Source organism: Corynebacterium sp. S5S1, from assembly GCF_001913985.1.
Lineage (GTDB): Bacteria > Actinomycetota > Actinomycetes > Mycobacteriales > Mycobacteriaceae > Corynebacterium > Corynebacterium marquesiae.
In genome coordinates, this window is the sequence record NZ_MKXT01000001.1 from 130,528 (window position 1) to 147,212 (window position 16,685).

Sequence of the window (16,685 nt, forward strand, 5' to 3'; positions counted from 1 at the left end):
CCGCGTAGCACAATAGAAACCTATGACTATCCTTTCCATCCAGTCCCACGTCACCTACGGCCACGTTGGCAACTCCGCGGCCGTCTTTCCCCTGCAGCGCGCCGGCCATGAGGTATGGCCGGTCCACACGGTGAACTTTTCCAACCACACCGGCTACGGCGACTGGGGCGGGCCGATGATTCCGGCCAGCGATGTCACCTCCATCATCGACGGCATTGAAAAGCGCGGTGCCTTCCCGCAGATCGACGCCATTCTTTCTGGTTACCAGGGTGGCGCCGATATTGCCGACGCCATCGTGGAAACCGTCCGCCGCATCAAGGCCGCCAACCCCAAGGCCCTCTATGCCTGCGATCCGGTGATGGGCAATGCCAAGTCCGGCTGCTTTGTTTCCGATGAGATCCCACCGCTGTTGCGCGATCGCGTTGTGCCCGTTGCCGATATCATCACCCCCAACCAGTTTGAGCTGGGCTACCTCACTGATTCTGAGGTTGGTACCCTGGACGAGACCCTCGCCGCGGTGAAGAAGGCGCAGGAAATTGGTCCGAAGACCGTGCTGGTTACCTCCGTTAAGCGCCCCGAGACCCCTGAAGACCAGATTGAGATGCTTGCCGTCGACGGCGATCGTGCCTTCCTAGTGTCCACCCCGCTGCTGCCGTTCAAGCGCAACGGCTCGGGCGACGTCACCGCCGCCTTGTTTACCGGCCATTACACCGAGACCAGCGATGTCAAGGAGTCCCTGCGCCGGACCGCCTCCTCCGTGTATGACCTGCTGGAAAACACCTATGAGGCCGAGTCTGCCGAGCTCCGCCTCATTCAGGCGCAGGACGTCTTCGCTCACCCGCGCATGCAGTTCGACGCCGAGGAGCTTTAAACCCTACGCGGCCCCCGCTTTGGCGCGTGGGGCCTGTGAAGTTTGGCCTCCTAAAGTTAGGTCCATTCTGATCGGGCCGATCTGAGGAAAACTACCCCTCAGATCGGCCTTTTCGCCCTCAATTCAGCCTGATCTCCTTCGACTTTTCTCCTCTGCTCCCTCAAGCACCCGCACCTACGCCCACCCCAAGGTCTATCGAGTGTCGGCCGAGCTGAGTAAACTTTCCCCTCAGCTCGGCTCTCTTATTTCATCAAAGGCGGCTTACGACGAGTCTCTCATACGAGACTACTTCTCTGGATGAATAGTGTGACGTACTACCAAAATGTCAGTAGTATGGCTCTCGTCACATCATCTACTTTGCGATAGGAGCCCACTATGTCCAGCACCGGCAGCATCAGCGCATCCCCCGACGGCCTGTTGATGGCCCTCATGCAGTACCCCGTTCCCGTGGTCAATACCCCGGAAGACGTCCAAGCCAGCGTGGACGAAATCTGCCGCATGGTGGGTTCCACCAAGGCCGGCTACCCAGACCTAGACCTCATTGTCTTCCCGGAATATTCATCCTCCGGTCTCAACACCAAGATTTGGTCCTATGATGAATTCCTCATCGGCCTCGATGACCCAAAGGTGGACCAGTTCAAGCAGGCCTGCAAGGACAACGATGTCTGGGGCGTCTTTTCCATCATGGAGCCAAACCATGAGGAAGGAAAGCCTCCTTTTAATACCGCCATCATCATCAACTCCGACGGCGAAATTGCCCTGCACTACCGCAAGCTGCAGCCATGGACTCCCATCGAGCCTTGGTACCCGGGCGATTTGGGCATGCCGGTTTGCGACGGCCCGAAGGGCTCCAAGCTCGCTGTAAACATTTGCCACGACGGCATGTTCCCTGAGCTAGCACGCGAGGCTGCATACAAAGGCGCCAACGTCTATATCCGCATCTCTGGCTACTCCACGCAAACCCAGGATCAGTGGATCATGACCAATAAGACCAATGCCTTCCAAAACCTGATGTACACCGCCTCCGTAAACCTGGCTGGCTACGACAACACCTTCTACTACTTCGGTGAAGGCAACGTCTGCAATTACGACGGCCACATGATTTCTGAGGGCCACCGCAATCCCGGCGAAATCGTCACCGCCGAAATCTTCCCAGAGCTGGCTGACAAGGCCCGCATCAATTGGGGCCTAGAAAACAACATCTTCAACTTGGGCAACCGTGGGTACGTGGGCTACCCCGGTGGCAAGACTGACAACTATCTCACCTGGGTCGAAGACCTAGCCAAGGGCGAATACAAGCTGCCATGGGCTGACGACGTCCGCATCAAGGACGGCTGGAAGTACTACCCAGACGGCCCGCAGCTCGGCCCACTGCCGGACGAGTTTAAGTAAGCCCTGCTAATCCACCACCAAGGCCCTGCACCCGTTTGACGGGTGCAGGGCCTTGACGTTGCTTAACGCTCTGCCTTCTATCTGTTGTTAATACTCGTAGCCTTCAACTGCACCCGTATCCGAATCGGCTGGCGCATCCGTAACCGCGCCAGACTCTGGTGCGTAACCTGCATCTATATCGCCGTAGCTATCGGGATAGTCCGAATCGGAAGGTGGAAGACCTCCATTGCACAGTTCGGCCCATTCGTCGGGGTATTTATACCGCCCGTCCAGACTGCCGCAGACTCCTTCTGCGCGTGCAGATCGGCGGTGAGCGGGGGTATCGCATAGCTCTGTGGGCCTTTGCGTGCCGTCAGAAAAGGTACCGATGATGGTCAAGTTTCCCGGATCGCAATACAGCAGCTCCGGCTCGGCAGCCACGGCTTGGGGCTGGGTCTCCGGCTCGGGAGCGACGCTTTCTGCAGGTTCTTCAGTCATGGCCTCTTCACTGCTGGTGGTAGAAGAAGTGGTGGTTGAAGAACTGGAGGTGCTGGAAGAAGAGGTTGCGGAGGGACTCGTGCTCGTTTCTGGAGATGACTCAGAATCTGGCGAGGAGCATGCGGAGAGGAAGAGAGTAAGTGCAGCGCCCAAAAATAGGGCAGGGGACTTGCGGGGCATGAAGGGACCTTTCGGAGAGTAAGCACGATGTGTGCTGGAGAGAAGAGGTTTCTCCATAGATTAGCCCTTTGCCGGGTCACCGGTGCGAATTGGCTGTGAACTTATCGGAGATCTGGACTCTGTGGGCTATTATTGCGGGTAATGAGTTCTGATTTTGATGCACAGTTTGAGGCGGCATTCGAGGGCCTGCCAGAAGACCCCGATGATGCCGTTCCGGAAGGCGCCGAGAATACGGCAGCCCCGCTTGATTATTCGCAATACACCGATACCCCGGAGGGTTTCCGCTCGGGCTTCGTATCCTTTGTCGGGCGCCCGAATACCGGCAAGTCCACGCTGACCAATGCCCTGGTGGGGCAAAAGATTGCGATTACCGCTGATCAGCCGGAGACCACCCGCCACACCATTCGCGGCTTGGTGCACCGCGATGATGCCCAGGTCATCGTCGTGGATACGCCGGGCCTGCACCGCCCGCGCACCCTCTTGGGTGAGCGCCTCAACGAGGTAGTGAAAGATACCTATGCCGATGTGGATGTTATCGGCCTGACTATCCCGGCCGATGAAAAGATTGGCCCGGGTGACCGCTGGATCCTGGAAAACGTGCGCAGCATCGCGCCAAAGACCCCGATCATCGGCATCGTCACCAAGCTGGATAAGGCCAGCAAGGACCAGGTAGGCGCCCAGCTTCTGGCCTTGCACGAACTGCTTACCCAGGATGACCCGAATGCGGTAGTCATACCGGTGTCCTCCAAGGAGGGCGTGCAACTGGATGAGCTGGTGCAGGTCATCGTGGACCACCTGCCAGAAGGCCCGAAGTTCTACCCGGATGATCACATCACCGATGAGGGCCAGGAAAAGCGCATCGAGGAACTCATTCGTGAAGCCGCCCTGTCCGGCTTGAAGGCGGAGCTGCCACATTCGGTGGCGGTGCAGGTTGATGAGATGCTGCCGTCGCGCACCCGCGAGGGCGTGCTGGATATCCACGCCATTCTGTACTTGGAACGCCCCGGCCAAAAGCGCATTATTGAGGGCAAGGATGGCCTGCGTTTCCGTCGCATTGTGGGCAACGCCCGCAAGGAGATTATTAAGCTGCTGGGCCAAAACGTGTACTTGGACTTGCGCATCAAGGTGTTGAAAAATTGGCAGTCTGACCCGAAGTCGCTGGGCAGGCTCGGGTTTTAAGCCACTATGCGCGAGAACTATCGTGACCGCGCAGTGGTCATCCGCACCTATGACTTTGGTGAGGCCGACCGCGTCATCGTCCTCCTAACCCGCGATCATGGCCTCGTGCGCGCTGTGGCCAAGGGCGTGCGCCGGGCAAAGTCCCGCTTTGGCTCGCGCCTGCAGCTCTTCGTCAACCTCGATGTGCAGCTATATGTGGGCAAAAATCTAGCCACCATTTCCCAAGCGGATACGGTGGATTACTTTGGCGCGCGCCTCATTGAGGACTATGAGCGCTACACGGCAGCCTGCGCGGTGCTGGAGTCAGCAGAGCGCCTTGCTTTTGCCGACGCCGCCCATGACCCCTACCTCTACGAATCCGTTATCGCTACCTTTGCGCAGTTGCAGACGGCGCACCCAACGATGGCGCTGGATACCTTCTTATTGCAGGCGATGGCGCATGCTGGTTGGGCGCCGAGCCTTTTCAACTGTGCCCAGTGCAACAGGCCCGGCCCGCACCACGCCTTTCACCCGGCGGTTGGCGGGGCGGCGTGCCACGAATGCCGGCCGCCGGGTGCCGCGGAGGTAGACCCGGAAACCCTGCATCACCTGTGGCTTTTAGCGCATAACTACCCGACGAATCCAACGAATGCGCAAAAACAGGAGGGGCACCGCCTAGCGCGGGCGCACCTGCAGTGGCACATGGAGCGCAATGTTTCCGCATTGCAGATAATGGAGCAGTAGAATATAGCCCGTGATTACGCCAGACCCGAACCGCACTTTGACCCCGCCGAATATCCCGGACGAGTTCCTGCCGCGCCATATTGCGCTGGTCATGGATGGCAATGGCCGCTGGGCCCAAGAAAAAGGCATGAAGCGCACCGAGGGACATAGGCGCGGCGAAGCCGTGCTTCTTGACGTCGTCGATGCCTGCCTTGCCGCCGGCGTTCCTTATCTTTCGGCCTATGCCTTCTCCACGGAGAATTGGCGCCGCAGCCCAGAGGAGGTCCGCTTCCTTATGGGCTTTAACCGCGACGTGCTGCGCCGCCAGCGCGAGTGGCTCAATGAGCGCGGTGTGCGCGTAGTGTGGGCCGGCCGCCGCCCGCGCCTGTGGCGCTCAGTGATTAAGGAGCTCGAGGCTGCCCAGGAGCTGACCAAGGACAATACCAAGATGACCTTGGCCATGTGCGTCAACTACGGCGGTAGGGCAGAACTGGTGGATGGTTTTCGGGACATCGCCAAGCAGGTTGCAGCCGGCGAGCTCAACCCGCGCGATATTAAGGAAGAAACCATCGCGCAGCATCTCTATGATCCGGACATGCCGGATGTGGATCTCTTCCTGCGCCCGTCCGGGGAGAAGCGCACCTCCAATTTCCTACTGTGGCAGTCGGCTTATGCGGAGATGATTTACCAGGATAAGCTCTTCCCGGATTTCACCCCGGAGGATCTCTTCGCTGCCATTGAGGAGTACGCGCGGCGCGACCGCCGCTTCGGTGGCGTTAAAAAGTAGCGCGCACCACAAATAAAACCTCAGGCTCCGGAAGTCGGAGGCTGAGGTTAGGGGAGGGGGCGGCGGGTGGCCGTTTAGGCGGAAGCGGCGCAGTCGCTGCAGATGCCAAAGACCTCGGCATCGTGGCCGGTGAGCTCGAAGCCATAGTCCTTCGCTACGGAGGTGGCCCACTTTTCAATGGGGCCGCCGTCGATCTCCTCGGTGCGGCCACACTTAGTGCATACCAAGTGGTGGTGATGGGCGTCCGTCTCGCAATGGCGGTAGAGGGTTTCGCCATTGGGCATGTGGAGTGCGTCCACTGCATCGATGTCGGTCAGGGACTGCAGGGTACGGTACACGGTGGTCAGGCCCACCTTCTCCTCGCGCTCTTGAAGCTCGTGGTAGATCTCCTTAGCAGAGGAGAATTTCTCCATTTCCCGGAGCACCTCGACGACTGCGGTGCGCTGCTTGGTATTGCGCGCGCCTAGTTTGGGAATACTGTCGTGTAAAGCCATGATCGCAATATTATCAATTCTTTTTCAACAACTGCATGCTCAGGCGGCTTTATATGCACGGAAGAGGGGTGGGCTAGGAGGCGATCCTGGCGGCGTCGGCAAGCAGGTCCAAAACCTGCGGCGCAATGAGCGAGTAGGTTACCTCGCGGCCGCTGCGCTCGGAGTCCACGATGCCTGCCTGCTTGAGCACGCGCAGGTGCTGGCTGATAAGGGGCTGGGACTTGCCGGTGGCCTTGACCAGCTCATGGACAAAGTGATCGCGCTCGGCCAAACGGGAAATGATGGCGATGCGTAGGGGCGAATCGAGGGCAGCGATCACGCCGGCAGCCGCAGAAGTATTTGGGGCCTTGTAAGTGGTCGTCATAGGGAATGTCACCTTCAATTAAATACCTATTACCTGTCGGTCACCCTTATATTACCCGATACGTGCAATACGTTGTATTTATTTCAGATTAAATTCATGCCCCAATCCCACCGCCGGGAAGTGCTTCGGGTTAGACTGAACGAGATTGTCAAGACTGTCCCCTACCAGAGGAGTCCGAAAACTAATGGCATCCGTCATCGATACCGTTGTAAACCTGTGTAAGCGCCGCGGCTTGGTCTACCAGGCAGGTGAAATTTACGGCGGTTCCCGCTCCGCGTGGGACTACGGCCCTCTTGGTGTAGAGCTCAAGGAAAACATCAAGCGCCAGTGGTGGCGCCACATGGTTCAGTCCCGCGCAGACGTCGTGGGCGTAGATACCTCCGTCATCCAGCCGCGTCAGGTCTGGGTATCCTCCGGTCACGTTGAGGTCTTTTCTGACCCGCTGGTGGAATCCCGCCACACCGGCAAGCGCTACCGTGCCGACGACCTCATTGAGGCCTATGAGGAAAAGCATGGCCACGAGCCAGAAAACGGCCTGGCAGACATCAACGATCCAGAAACCGGCCAGCCGGGTGACTGGACCGAACCGAAGGCCTTCTCCGGCCTGCTCAAGACTTTCCTGGGGCCAGTCGATGATGAGCAGGGCCTGCACTACCTGCGCCCGGAGACCGCACAGGGTATCTTCGTCAACTTCAAGAATGTGATGACCTCTTCGCGCATGAAGCCGCCGTTTGGCATCGCGAACATCGGCAAGTCCTTCCGCAACGAGATCACCCCGGGCAACTTCATCTTCCGCACCCGCGAGTTCGAGCAGATGGAGATGGAGTTCTTCGTTAAGCCAGGCGAGGACGAAGAGTGGCACCAGTATTGGATTGATGACCGCTACAACTGGTACGTGGACCTAGGCATCAAGGAAGAAAACCTGCGCCTGTACGAGCACCCGAAGGAAAAGCTCTCCCACTACTCCAAGCGCACCGTGGACGTGGAGTACGCCTTTGGCTTCAAGGGCTCTAAGTGGGGCGAGCTGGAAGGCGTGGCCAACCGTACGGACTATGACCTGTCCGTTCACGCCAAGGGCTCGGGCGAGGACCTGTCCTACTACGACCAGGCCAATGACGAGCGCTGGATCCCCTACGTCATCGAGCCGGCCGCTGGCCTGGGCCGTTCCATGATGGCCTTCTTGGTGGATGCCTACGATGAGGAAGAGGCCCCGAATGCCAAGGGCGGTACCGATAAGCGCGTGGTCCTGCGCCTGGACCGCCGCTTGGCACCGATCAAGGTGGCCGTACTGCCGCTGTCCAAGAAGGAAGAGCTCTCCGAGCCGGCCCGCAAGCTGGCCGATAAGCTGCGCGCTTACTGGAACGTGGACTTTGACGTCTCCGGCGCCATCGGCCGCCGCTACCGCCGCCAGGATGAGATCGGCACCCCGTTCTGCGTTACCTTCGACTTCGACACCCTCGAAGACGATGCCGTAACCGTGCGCGAGCGCGACACCATGGAGCAGGAGCGCGTGAAGCTCGATGACCTCGAGGCTTACCTCGCTGCCCGCCTGATTGGGTGCTAGTAATGCATTACACCAGCTGGGATCGCTCCGACCGCGCAAAGCCCGTGCTCTTGGCCGAGGAAGGCCCGGAGCAGCTGGGCGTATTCTCGGAGCATTCCGCGGAGGTGGACGGCCACTTCTGGCGCACCGAGGTCAGTGACCTTGGCGCCTCTGCCACGCTTGCCGACGGCGCCATTTACCGCCTCGCCGGCCGCCCCGGCCGCGACAAGCGTCTAGAGGCATCGCTCAACGGCCGAACGTTTACCTTCATCAATGAAAACAGCGGCGACTGGATCATCGATGACGTCGATGATGAAAAGGTAGGGCAGTTTACCGCCCGCAATTCCGGCGTGCGCAAGGCCATCCTCGAATTCGAGCACGATGCCGAGGGCCTGACCGCCGCGGAAATCGCCGGCCTGAGCTGGTTTACCCGAGTCATCCTGGATGCCAATACCCAAGGCAAGGCCTGGGCCTGGATCATCACCTTGGTCCTGGCATCCATCGTCGCCCTCGTCGCGCTATTCGTCCTCTAATGCCTATCCAGTGGACCTGGCGCGCGGGCGCTCTCACCAACGCCGAGGGGCACGAGCTTGCCTCCGTGCGCGACGGCGTGCTTGCCACCGCGGCCGGCGAGCGCCTCGCAGTAGAATCCTCGCTGGATTCTTCCTCTCCGCGGTTCTTCCTGCGCGCGCAGACCGCCGTGGGCGAGGATTTCTCGGTCACCCAGGCCGGGATTACCGTCAACCGCCTGCGCGCGACCTGCGCTGACCGCGAGTACCTTCTCGAGCGCCGCAACCCCTTCCGCCGCGAGCGCCGCATCGTGGCCCGCGGCACGGGCGCCGAGGTTGCCAGCACCGCGCCGGCCGGCGATGGTCTGCGCGTGAGCGTGGGCGAGCTGCCGGAGCTCGACGCCATTTTCTTGAGCTACGCCTGCTTGCTTCTCGACGCCACCCCGCGCACCCTGCGCACCTAGCCCTGCGTCGGGGAGAGCCGGGAGCCAGGCCACCCGCGCGCTGATTCGGCGGGTGCTAGAAGGAGCCGCCGCGGAAGCCGCCTCCGCCGCCACCGCCGAAGTCCCCGCCGCCAAAGCTGCCTCCACCGAAACCGCCGCCTCCGAAACCACCGCCGAAGCCGCGGCCGCCGCCGAGCATTTGGCCAAGGACCATACCGGTCACGACATTGCCGGCGGCGTTGCCCATCTGCTGGCGCTGCTGGCGGCGACGGTGCTCGTCGATGTCATCCTTGGCGCGTTGCAGCGCCGCCTGGGCGGCGGCCACCGCCTCGCGGGAGGACTGCAGCGCGGCGCGGATGTCGCTGCGCTCGGTGTGGAGGGCTTGGGCGTGGAGGCGTTTGGCGTCGGCAAGCGCAGTGCGTGCGCCCGAGCCGATGATGCGCCCGCGGGAGGAAATGAGGTCTTCTGCAGCCTGAATATTGGATTCCGCTACGGAAATCTGCTGGCGGAAGAGATCCAGCTGGCGCGCGTGCGTGGAGGTCTTTTCCCGCACGCGGTCGAGCGCTTCATCTAGTTGGGTATCGATAGAGGTCAGCGCGGTGTGCTGGCCTAGCGGATCCTGCTGGCCGTGGGTCTTGGTCTCGTTGACGGCGGTGCCGGCGCGGCCGATCAGATCCTCGAGCTTGTCCCAATCCGCGGTGGTTCCCTGGGCCTTGCCTTGGCGCTCGAGTTCGCGAGCCTCGTCGATCTCGCCTTCTACCTCGGCGATAAGCCCCTCGAGGTTGCTACGGGCGGTGGCGATATTCTCCTCGGCGTTTTCCACGCCGGAAATGAGGCGGTCCGTCATTTCGCAGGCGTGCTCGATATCGCGAATAAGTCCCACGAGCGGGCCTTGTTGGCCGGCCGGCTGCTCTTGGACCTTCCGGGCCTTGTCTAGCAACTTTTCGGCCTCATCGAGGGAAGCGGCGGCAAGCTCGGGATTATCGGCAATGGAGGAGAGCACGTGCTCGTCATAGTTGGACTTCAGGCCGGTCAGCGTGGACTCGGCTTCCGGCAGGCGGGCGCGCAGGCCCACGGTGCGCTGGGTGAGCTCATCTAGCTTTTCATCGGAGTGGATGAGCAGATCGCGCATCTTGGCAAACTCCTCGGCCTGTGCATCGAGGGCATCATCGGCCTGGCCGCAGGAGGAGACGATTTCTACCAGCATCTGGCGCCGCTCGGCCGGGGACTCCGGCACGGCATCATCCAAGCGCTGACGCAGGTGGAAGGCCTTTTGCAGGGTAGAGGTGGAGTGGTTCATCGCCTTGGTAAATGGGCGCACGCGCTCTGGGCCGAACTCGGAAAGCGCGATATTGAGCTCCTCCTTGCCGCGGCGGATGGACTCATCGGTAGAGACCAACTCCTCCTGGGCCAGCTGGTCCAAAGTCTCCAGCGGCAGGCGGCCCAGCTGATCGGTATCGCCCGGGGCAATCTCGCGGGCAGACTCCAGCGTCTGCGCGTTATTCTTCTTGGTACTGCGGCGCGAGTAGTACATGATTCCGCCACCTGCGGCGACGATGGCGGCCGCGCCACCGCCCAGCCACGCCAGGCCAGAGGAATCGGAGGCGGAGTTAGTGGAAGCGGAGTTGCCCAGGGCGGCGTCGGCAAGCGCGACGGCCGAAGCACCGTATTCATCGCTGGCCAGCTTGTCATAGGCGGCGTCATACATCTGGTCCAGCCGGCCCTGCGGCCAGTCCTTGCCGGTCTGCACGCCCATCTTTCGGTCATTGATGGATAGCGCATAGACCGCGGAATTCGGACCCTTGTCCTTGACCGCCTGGCCGGCAAAACTCTCCGGATCCGTGCCCAGCTCATCGGTGATATAGACAAAGAGCGTCAAGTGCTCGTCCTTTTGCAGCTGGGTAATCTTCTGCTCCAGCTGGCTCTTTTCCTCCGCGCTGAGCACGCCGGCCTCATCGGTGACCTTGTCCTGAAGGGTGGCAGTGCCCTGCGCCACCGTGGTGGTCTCGGCGGCGAAGGCAGACCCCGCACCGACGGAGGTGCAGCCTAAAATGAAAGCGGCAATGGCCGCGCGGCCCAAACGTGCACTCAAATTCATGCCCACCACTTTACCGGCTTAACTTAGCCCTCCGGCAGGTAGTGTGGTGGGGCAGTGAAGTACGCAATTGTTTTAGGAACCGCCCAATACGATGGCCGCCCCTCCCGCATCCTGGCCGGCCGCCTGCGCCACGCCGGTGAGCTCGCCACCGCCGAGGGGCTGGAGGTCATCACCGTGGGCGGCAGACTGCCCGGGGATCGGTTTACTGAGGCCGGCGTCGGCCGCACCTACCTGCGCGAGCACTTCCCGCACCTGACCGTGCACGCGGTGGAGGAGGACATGGATACCCGCAGCTCCCTCAGCGCGGTCAAGGAAGCCTTCGCGCTTTCCGACGCCACCATCATCACCGATCCCCTCCACCGCCTTCGCACCGCCCTCATCGCCCGCCAAGAGGGCATCACGGCCACCGTCTCCGGCACGCCGTACTACCCGGCCGCGCGCTTTTCTAAGCCCTGGTGGCGCTACCTTGCCCACGAAACCGGTGGCGTAGCCTACGCGCTGGTGGCCGGCCTGCTTCCCGCTCGCGGTGCCGCGGCGCTGCGCAATGGTTTCTACCGCGTGGAGCAAGTGCTGCGGCCCAATCAGAAGCTGCGGCATGAGACGATTCAGCGGGAAGACGACCGCGCTTAGGCCACGTTGCTCACCCAAAAGGCCTGTTCGCGGAATAAACTTGAGGCCGTGTCCTATTCTTATTCCGCCGCCGACTTTGCCCGCCTGGCCGATGAAAAGCCGAAGGGCTCAGCCTTCCACAATGTGGAGGAACACCGCGGGGTCTTCGCCCGCGACCGAGCCCGCGTGCTGCACTCGGCGGCGCTGCGCCGACTAGCGGATAAAACGCAGGTCGTCGGCCCGCGCGACGGCGATACCCCGCGCACCCGGCTGACCCACTCCCTGGAAGTCGGCCAAATCGCGCGCAGCATCGGCTCCGGGCTCGGCCTCGATCCAGATCTCTGCGATATGGCCGGCCTGACCCATGACATCGGCCACCCGCCCTATGGCCACAATGGCGAGAACGCGCTCAATGAGGTCGCCCTCAACGGCTTCGAGGGCAACGCCCAAACCCTGCGTATCCTCACCCGCTTGGAGCCCAAAGTCATCGTGGACGATGCCCGCGGCGAACCCCAAAGCTTTGGCCTCAACCTCACCCGCGCGGCCCTCGACGGCGCCTGCAAATATCCGTGGACCAAGACCAACCCGGATGGCACCACCAACCGCAAGTACGGCGCCTACGACGAAGACGCGCACCTGTTGGACTGGCTGCGCGAGGGCCATGCCGATAACCGCAAGTGCATTGAGGCCCAGGTCATGGACTGGTCCGATGACATCGCCTACTCCGTGCACGACGTGGAAGATGGCATCATCTCCCGGCGAATCTCTTTGAACGTGCTCTGGGACTTGGTGGAGCTAGCCCAGCTGGCAGAAAAGGGCGCTAAGGCCTTTGGCGGCACCGCCGACGAGCTGCTGGAAGCGGCCGATAGCCTGCGCAACTTAAGCGTCATCAACGCCATCGGTGACTTTGACTATTCCTTGCGCGACTACGCCAACCTGAAGAAGATGACCTCGGAGCTCGTCGGCCGCTACGTGGGCGCGACCGTTGGCGCCACCAGCGAGGCCAATGCCGATCTCATCGCCTCCAATTGCCTTGGCCGCATGCATGGCGACCTCGTTGTACCCAAGCAAGCCGAAGCCGAGGTTAAACTGCTGAAAACCATCGCCGTCCTCTACGTCATGGACGAGCCCGCCCACCTCGCACGCCAAGACCGCCAGCGCGAGCGCATCTACCGCGTCTACGACTACCTCGTTGGCGGCGCCCCCGGCTCCCTCGATGCCACCTTCCGCCTGTGGTGGGAACAAGCCGATACCGACGCCGCCCGCGACCGTGCCATCATCGACCAGATCGCCTCCATGACCGAGTCCCGCCTGGAGCGTTTAGCCCGGCGGAGCGCGGAGCTGTCTGGGTTTTTGAGCTAGAACAAGCTTGGATTGTCCTAGGCCTGCGAGGCTCACAGTGTCCTATCGCGCTTGAAGGATCGTACTGGAGAGCCACCGTTTCAGCTCAGGCAAATTTCTATGACCTAAACAATGCGTAGCTCGTTAAGCCTGAATGTTCTGCTTTTCCCTTTTCTCTGTATTTGGACGTGACCTAACTTGGAAAGAGGAAGGGAAATAATTCCTAGCCAAAACATTTGAATCGCGTTCATTTTGGCGTAACTATTCCGACAACTTTACGTAAATCAGTCGGCCTACTCTTAGTCCCATTCGCTTCCATTATGACTGGACGCGAACTCTCTCCCATTTACTAAGTATCAAGGAATTCTCGTGTCTCAACGACGTTTTTATAAGGCCGCTCTGATCACCTCCATCAGCTTGGCCGGTTCGAGCCTGGTGGCTCCCGCATTCGCTTCTGCTCAGTCCCTGCCTCAAGCAGATATCTTCGATATGGCCCTAGACAATGGGGCCATCACCAACTCCGCCTCCGAAACCGAGCCGCTAACCATCGGCGAGCCCTCGGTGGAACAAGACAGCGTGCTTGAGCGCCCTGTCGCTCAGTTCGACGGCCGCAAGGATGCTGTCGGCTTTGATATCGGAGATAAGTTTGACCAGGTAAAAGACGGCTTCACCGTGGAGTGCGTCTTCCGCTATGACGGCGATTTTGACGGCAACGAAAAGAGCCTGTGCGCTAATAAAGAAGCCGGCGGTTGGGCCATGGTCATCTATGGTGACCAGCTGACCTTTACCGTTAATGCCAACGGCGGTTATAAGAAGGCCCAACAGAAAATGGAGCCGGGCCAGTGGTACCACGCGGTCGGCGTTTTTGATGGCACCAAGAATGAGCTCTATGTCAACGGCGAGAAGGTCGCCGAAAACACCGGTGCCACCGGTGAGATCAAAAAGCCTAAGAGCAATTCCACCGCAGTGATGATTGGCGCTGATTCCGGTCCAAATAATAGTGCCCAGTTCTATTCGGACGTAGCGGTTAGTGAAGCACGCGTCTTCTCCGATCCGCTCAGTGCGCAAGACGTGACGGCGCTGTATGAGGACTCAAACCTGAGCACGGACAAGAAGGCGGAAATCACCAGCTCCACCCCAAGTGCCGGTGACCACCTGACCAGTCCGGTGACCTTCGACGTCGAGGTAAATGATGAAGCTCTCATCTCTCGCGAGCTCACCTACACCCTGGATGGTGAGGAAATTGAACGCGGCCAGGAGATCGGCACCGGCCTGAAGGAAGGCAACCACGTCATCGAGGTTGAAGGACACGATGTATTTGGCAACCAAATCTCGCAGTCCATCGATTTCACTTCCGGCAATCTGCCGGGCGCTGCCGGAACTGATTCCACTCCTACCGGAAACGGCGTTACTATTTCCGCTCGCGCGGAAAACCCGAGCGGCGGGGACGTGGAAACCACCTTTACTGAAGCAGATGTCAGCGTAGCGGAGAAGGGCTTTCAAGGAACCATTAATGAAATCCCGGAAGAGCTGGATTTTGAATACCAGGATGGCGAGGACTTTGAGAAGTCTTTGAATCCGTCCAACGAAGAGGCACAGAAGTCCGCTTCTACCGAGAACATGCCATTCCAACGCTTTGACCTGTCTCTCAAGGACGCAGATAAGGACACCCACGACCTTGCCTGGTCCGGTGCGGTGGATCCCAAGCGCGCCGTTCGCCTCATGGCGTGGAATACCAAGACCTCTACGTGGGAAAAGCTCGCGGAGTCTCGCGGTGTATCCGAGGATCAGGTAAGCCTGAGCGCGCAGGTCAATAGCGATTTTGTGGATGGCGATACTATCCACACCATGGTGGTGGGCTATGACGTCTTTGCCGATGATCTCAATGAGCCGGTCAACGAGGAATTCGCAGATGCTAACGATTATGACTTCGCCATCGCGCACCACACCGATACGCAGTACCTCTCCGAAGGTGCGGTAGAGAAGGCCACTGCCGAGGAACGCAAGAAGTGGGAGGAAGGCTATACCTCCGCTACCAAGTGGATTGCTGACAACGCTGAAAAGCGCAAGATCGCTTACTCTGCACACACCGGTGACCTCATTGAGAATTGGCGTGTAGCGGGCTCGGACCGTGCCAATGCCAAGAAGGAATTCGAGGTTGCGTCCAAGGCTCAGAAGAACTTGGAAGATGCAGGCGTGGTCAATGGCGTACTACCGGGCAACCACGACAACATCAGCGGTGAAGAAGTTGGCGCGGGCAACCTGTACAACGAGTACTTCGGTCCAGAGCGCTACGAGGCACAACAGGGCAAGGGAAATTGGGCCAAGGAGGATGCTTCGTACCACCCGTATTCTGAGGGCAACAACGATAACCACTACGACCTCTTTACCACCAACGGAATGGATTTCATCGCCCTGCACTTGGGCTATGACGTCACCGAAGAAGAGGCAGCCTGGGCCGATAAGGTGCTCAAGCAGTATCCAGACCGCAATGCCATCGTTCTCACTCACGCTTACCTCAAGCCATCAAACAGCCCCGACGGACGCAACTCCGACTTCTCTCACGATGGCGTAATGGTCTATGACAATGTGATCAAGAAGAACCCGAACGTTGCGTTGGTCCTGGCTGGCCACGAGCACGGCGTATCCATTGTCACCCGCAAGGATGTAGGCCATACCAATAATCACGTGACCGAGCTATTGGCGGATTACCAGTTCTACGAAGTTGGTTCCGATGAAATGGGTCTGACCGAGGTAGGAAAGTACGACGGTGATACCGGTCTCCGCTTCGGTTCCAGCTACCTACGCCTGCTGCAGTTTGACCTAAAGAACAACGAGATGGTGGTGGATACTTATTCGCCGTTGCTCGATGATCATAACGCTACCGAGTACGACGACCGCCAGCGCTATAACGGCCATGAAGATGAATTCCGTGTGCCGATTCAGTTCAAGACTCGCAAGACCGACTTCCAGACCAACTCCATGGCTGCGCTGACCGATACCGGCAAGGAAATTGGTAAGGACACCGCTAAGTCCGGCTGGCCTACGAGCACGGTCTACAAGGATCTGAAGGCCGGTCAGACCTACGGCTGGTATGCTACGACTGCCGACGCCTCTTCTAATGACACCAACAAGCGCGGCATCGTCCGTCAGTTCGGCGTCTTCACCGCGCAGGAGAATACTGCGGATAACGCGGCTCCTGAACTTATCGTCCCCAGCGAGAAGCTCACCATCTCCCAGGGCGCAGAGGCTGATCTCACCAAGGGCGTGAGCGCCAAGGACAAAGAAGATGGAGATCTCACCGACAAGGTGAAGGTTATCGGCAGCGTGGATACCTCCAAGCCAGGCACCTATTCGGTGACCTACGCAGTCACGGACTCTGCTGGAAACCAAGCTCTTGCTTCTCGAGTGGTTGAAGTTACCGCCACCGACGGCAACCACAACACGGGCAGTAGCTCCAGCTCTGAATCCTCCTCGAGCAGCTCCAGCTCGAACCAGGGAAGCTCCCACCGCGTGCTCCCTGCCATCTTTGGTGCCCTCATCGGTGCCGCGGGTGCTACCGGGATTATCGCGGGCTTGCTGAACTACTTCGCCCCAGAGACCATCCAGAAGCTAAAACGCGCCTTCGGACTCTAATTCGCACAGCAACTTCGTCAGTGCTTGAACCGTAGAGCCCTGCGATACGTGAGCATGAAA

Annotated in this window: 16 protein-coding genes; 12 read left to right on the forward strand and 4 right to left on the reverse strand. The window is 59.9% G+C overall.

The window, feature by feature from the left end:
• Window positions 1–22: 22 nt before the first annotated feature.
• Together pdxY and BKN05_RS00630 are read left to right on the forward strand one after the other, a co-directional pair.
• The gene (gene pdxY / locus BKN05_RS00625) at window positions 23–871 is read left to right on the forward strand and encodes a pyridoxal kinase PdxY (protein ID WP_286687659.1); all 849 of its coding nucleotides are present in this window, start codon (window positions 23–25) and stop codon (window positions 869–871) included.
• Window positions 872–1,246: 375 nt separating this feature from the next.
• Complete coding sequence (locus BKN05_RS00630) at window positions 1,247–2,263, forward strand: formamidase (RefSeq protein ID WP_284791389.1); 1,017 nt, start codon at window positions 1,247–1,249, stop codon at window positions 2,261–2,263.
• A gap of 87 nt (window positions 2,264–2,350) precedes the next feature.
• Here BKN05_RS00630 and BKN05_RS00635 read toward each other — a convergent pair whose 3' ends face one another.
• Window positions 2,351–2,740 (reverse strand): hypothetical protein, encoded by a 390-nt coding sequence (locus BKN05_RS00635; protein ID WP_286687660.1) that lies wholly within the window; start codon window positions 2,738–2,740, stop codon window positions 2,351–2,353.
• On the opposite strand from BKN05_RS00635, the gene BKN05_RS00640 reads away from it, so the two are divergent.
• The 4 genes from BKN05_RS00640 to BKN05_RS00655 all read left to right on the forward strand — a co-directional run bounded on the left by BKN05_RS00640 (window position 2,739) and on the right by BKN05_RS00655 (window position 5,588).
• Entirely contained in the window at window positions 2,739–2,942 is a 204-nt protein-coding gene (locus BKN05_RS00640) for a hypothetical protein (protein WP_286687661.1), read from the forward strand. The two genes, BKN05_RS00635 and BKN05_RS00640, sit on opposite strands and share 2 nt — an antisense overlap.
• A 119-nt stretch (window positions 2,943–3,061) precedes the next feature.
• Window positions 3,062–4,099, forward strand: a complete 1,038-nt coding sequence (era, locus tag BKN05_RS00645; protein WP_286687662.1) for a GTPase Era — start codon at window positions 3,062–3,064, stop codon at window positions 4,097–4,099.
• Window positions 4,100–4,105: 6 nt separating this feature from the next.
• Window positions 4,106–4,822, forward strand: a complete 717-nt coding sequence (recO, locus tag BKN05_RS00650) for a DNA repair protein RecO (protein ID WP_049378540.1) — start codon at window positions 4,106–4,108, stop codon at window positions 4,820–4,822.
• A gap of 10 nt (window positions 4,823–4,832) precedes the next feature.
• Complete coding sequence (locus BKN05_RS00655; RefSeq protein ID WP_080970435.1) at window positions 4,833–5,588, forward strand: isoprenyl transferase; 756 nt, start codon at window positions 4,833–4,835, stop codon at window positions 5,586–5,588.
• Between the two features lie 74 nt (window positions 5,589–5,662).
• On the opposite strand, the gene BKN05_RS00660 is transcribed toward BKN05_RS00655, so the two are convergent.
• Entirely contained in the window at window positions 5,663–6,082 is a 420-nt protein-coding gene (locus tag BKN05_RS00660) for a Fur family transcriptional regulator (protein WP_049378544.1), read from the reverse strand.
• A gap of 73 nt (window positions 6,083–6,155) precedes the next feature.
• Window positions 6,156–6,446 carry an ArsR/SmtB family transcription factor gene (locus tag BKN05_RS00665; protein WP_049378545.1) on the reverse strand — a complete coding sequence of 97 codons (291 nt, stop codon included), beginning with the start codon at window positions 6,444–6,446 and terminating at the stop codon, window positions 6,156–6,158.
• 184 nt (window positions 6,447–6,630) lie between these two features.
• Here BKN05_RS00665 and BKN05_RS00670 point away from each other — a divergent pair, with 184 nt between their 5' ends.
• From BKN05_RS00670 to BKN05_RS00680, 3 genes are read left to right on the forward strand one after another with little or no spacing between them, the layout of a single operon-like run.
• Window positions 6,631–8,010: a glycine--tRNA ligase gene (locus BKN05_RS00670; protein WP_049378546.1), complete on the forward strand. Its 1,380-nt coding sequence runs from the start codon at window positions 6,631–6,633 to the stop codon at window positions 8,008–8,010.
• Between the two features lie 2 nt (window positions 8,011–8,012).
• Entirely contained in the window at window positions 8,013–8,522 is a 510-nt protein-coding gene (locus BKN05_RS00675; protein ID WP_049378547.1) for a hypothetical protein, read from the forward strand.
• A complete protein-coding gene (locus BKN05_RS00680) occupies window positions 8,522–8,962 on the forward strand; it encodes a hypothetical protein (protein ID WP_049378548.1) in 441 nt (146 codons plus the stop codon). The genes BKN05_RS00675 and BKN05_RS00680 overlap by 1 nt, the downstream gene beginning before the upstream one ends.
• Before the next feature lie 55 nt (window positions 8,963–9,017).
• On the opposite strand, the gene BKN05_RS00685 is transcribed toward BKN05_RS00680, so the two are convergent.
• A complete protein-coding gene (locus BKN05_RS00685) occupies window positions 9,018–11,039 on the reverse strand; it encodes a TPM domain-containing protein (RefSeq protein ID WP_286687663.1) in 2,022 nt (673 codons plus the stop codon).
• 54 nt (window positions 11,040–11,093) lie between these two features.
• Here BKN05_RS00685 and BKN05_RS00690 point away from each other — a divergent pair, with 54 nt between their 5' ends.
• From BKN05_RS00690 to BKN05_RS00700, 3 genes are all read left to right on the forward strand, one after another.
• The gene (locus tag BKN05_RS00690; RefSeq protein WP_286687664.1) at window positions 11,094–11,669 is read left to right on the forward strand and encodes a YdcF family protein; all 576 of its coding nucleotides are present in this window, start codon (window positions 11,094–11,096) and stop codon (window positions 11,667–11,669) included.
• Window positions 11,670–11,717: 48 nt separating this feature from the next.
• Complete coding sequence (locus BKN05_RS00695) at window positions 11,718–13,010, forward strand: deoxyguanosinetriphosphate triphosphohydrolase (RefSeq protein ID WP_286687665.1); 1,293 nt, start codon at window positions 11,718–11,720, stop codon at window positions 13,008–13,010.
• A gap of 348 nt (window positions 13,011–13,358) precedes the next feature.
• Window positions 13,359–16,625, forward strand: a complete 3,267-nt coding sequence (locus BKN05_RS00700; RefSeq protein ID WP_286687666.1) for an immunoglobulin-like domain-containing protein — start codon at window positions 13,359–13,361, stop codon at window positions 16,623–16,625.
• Window positions 16,626–16,685 lie beyond the last annotated feature (60 nt).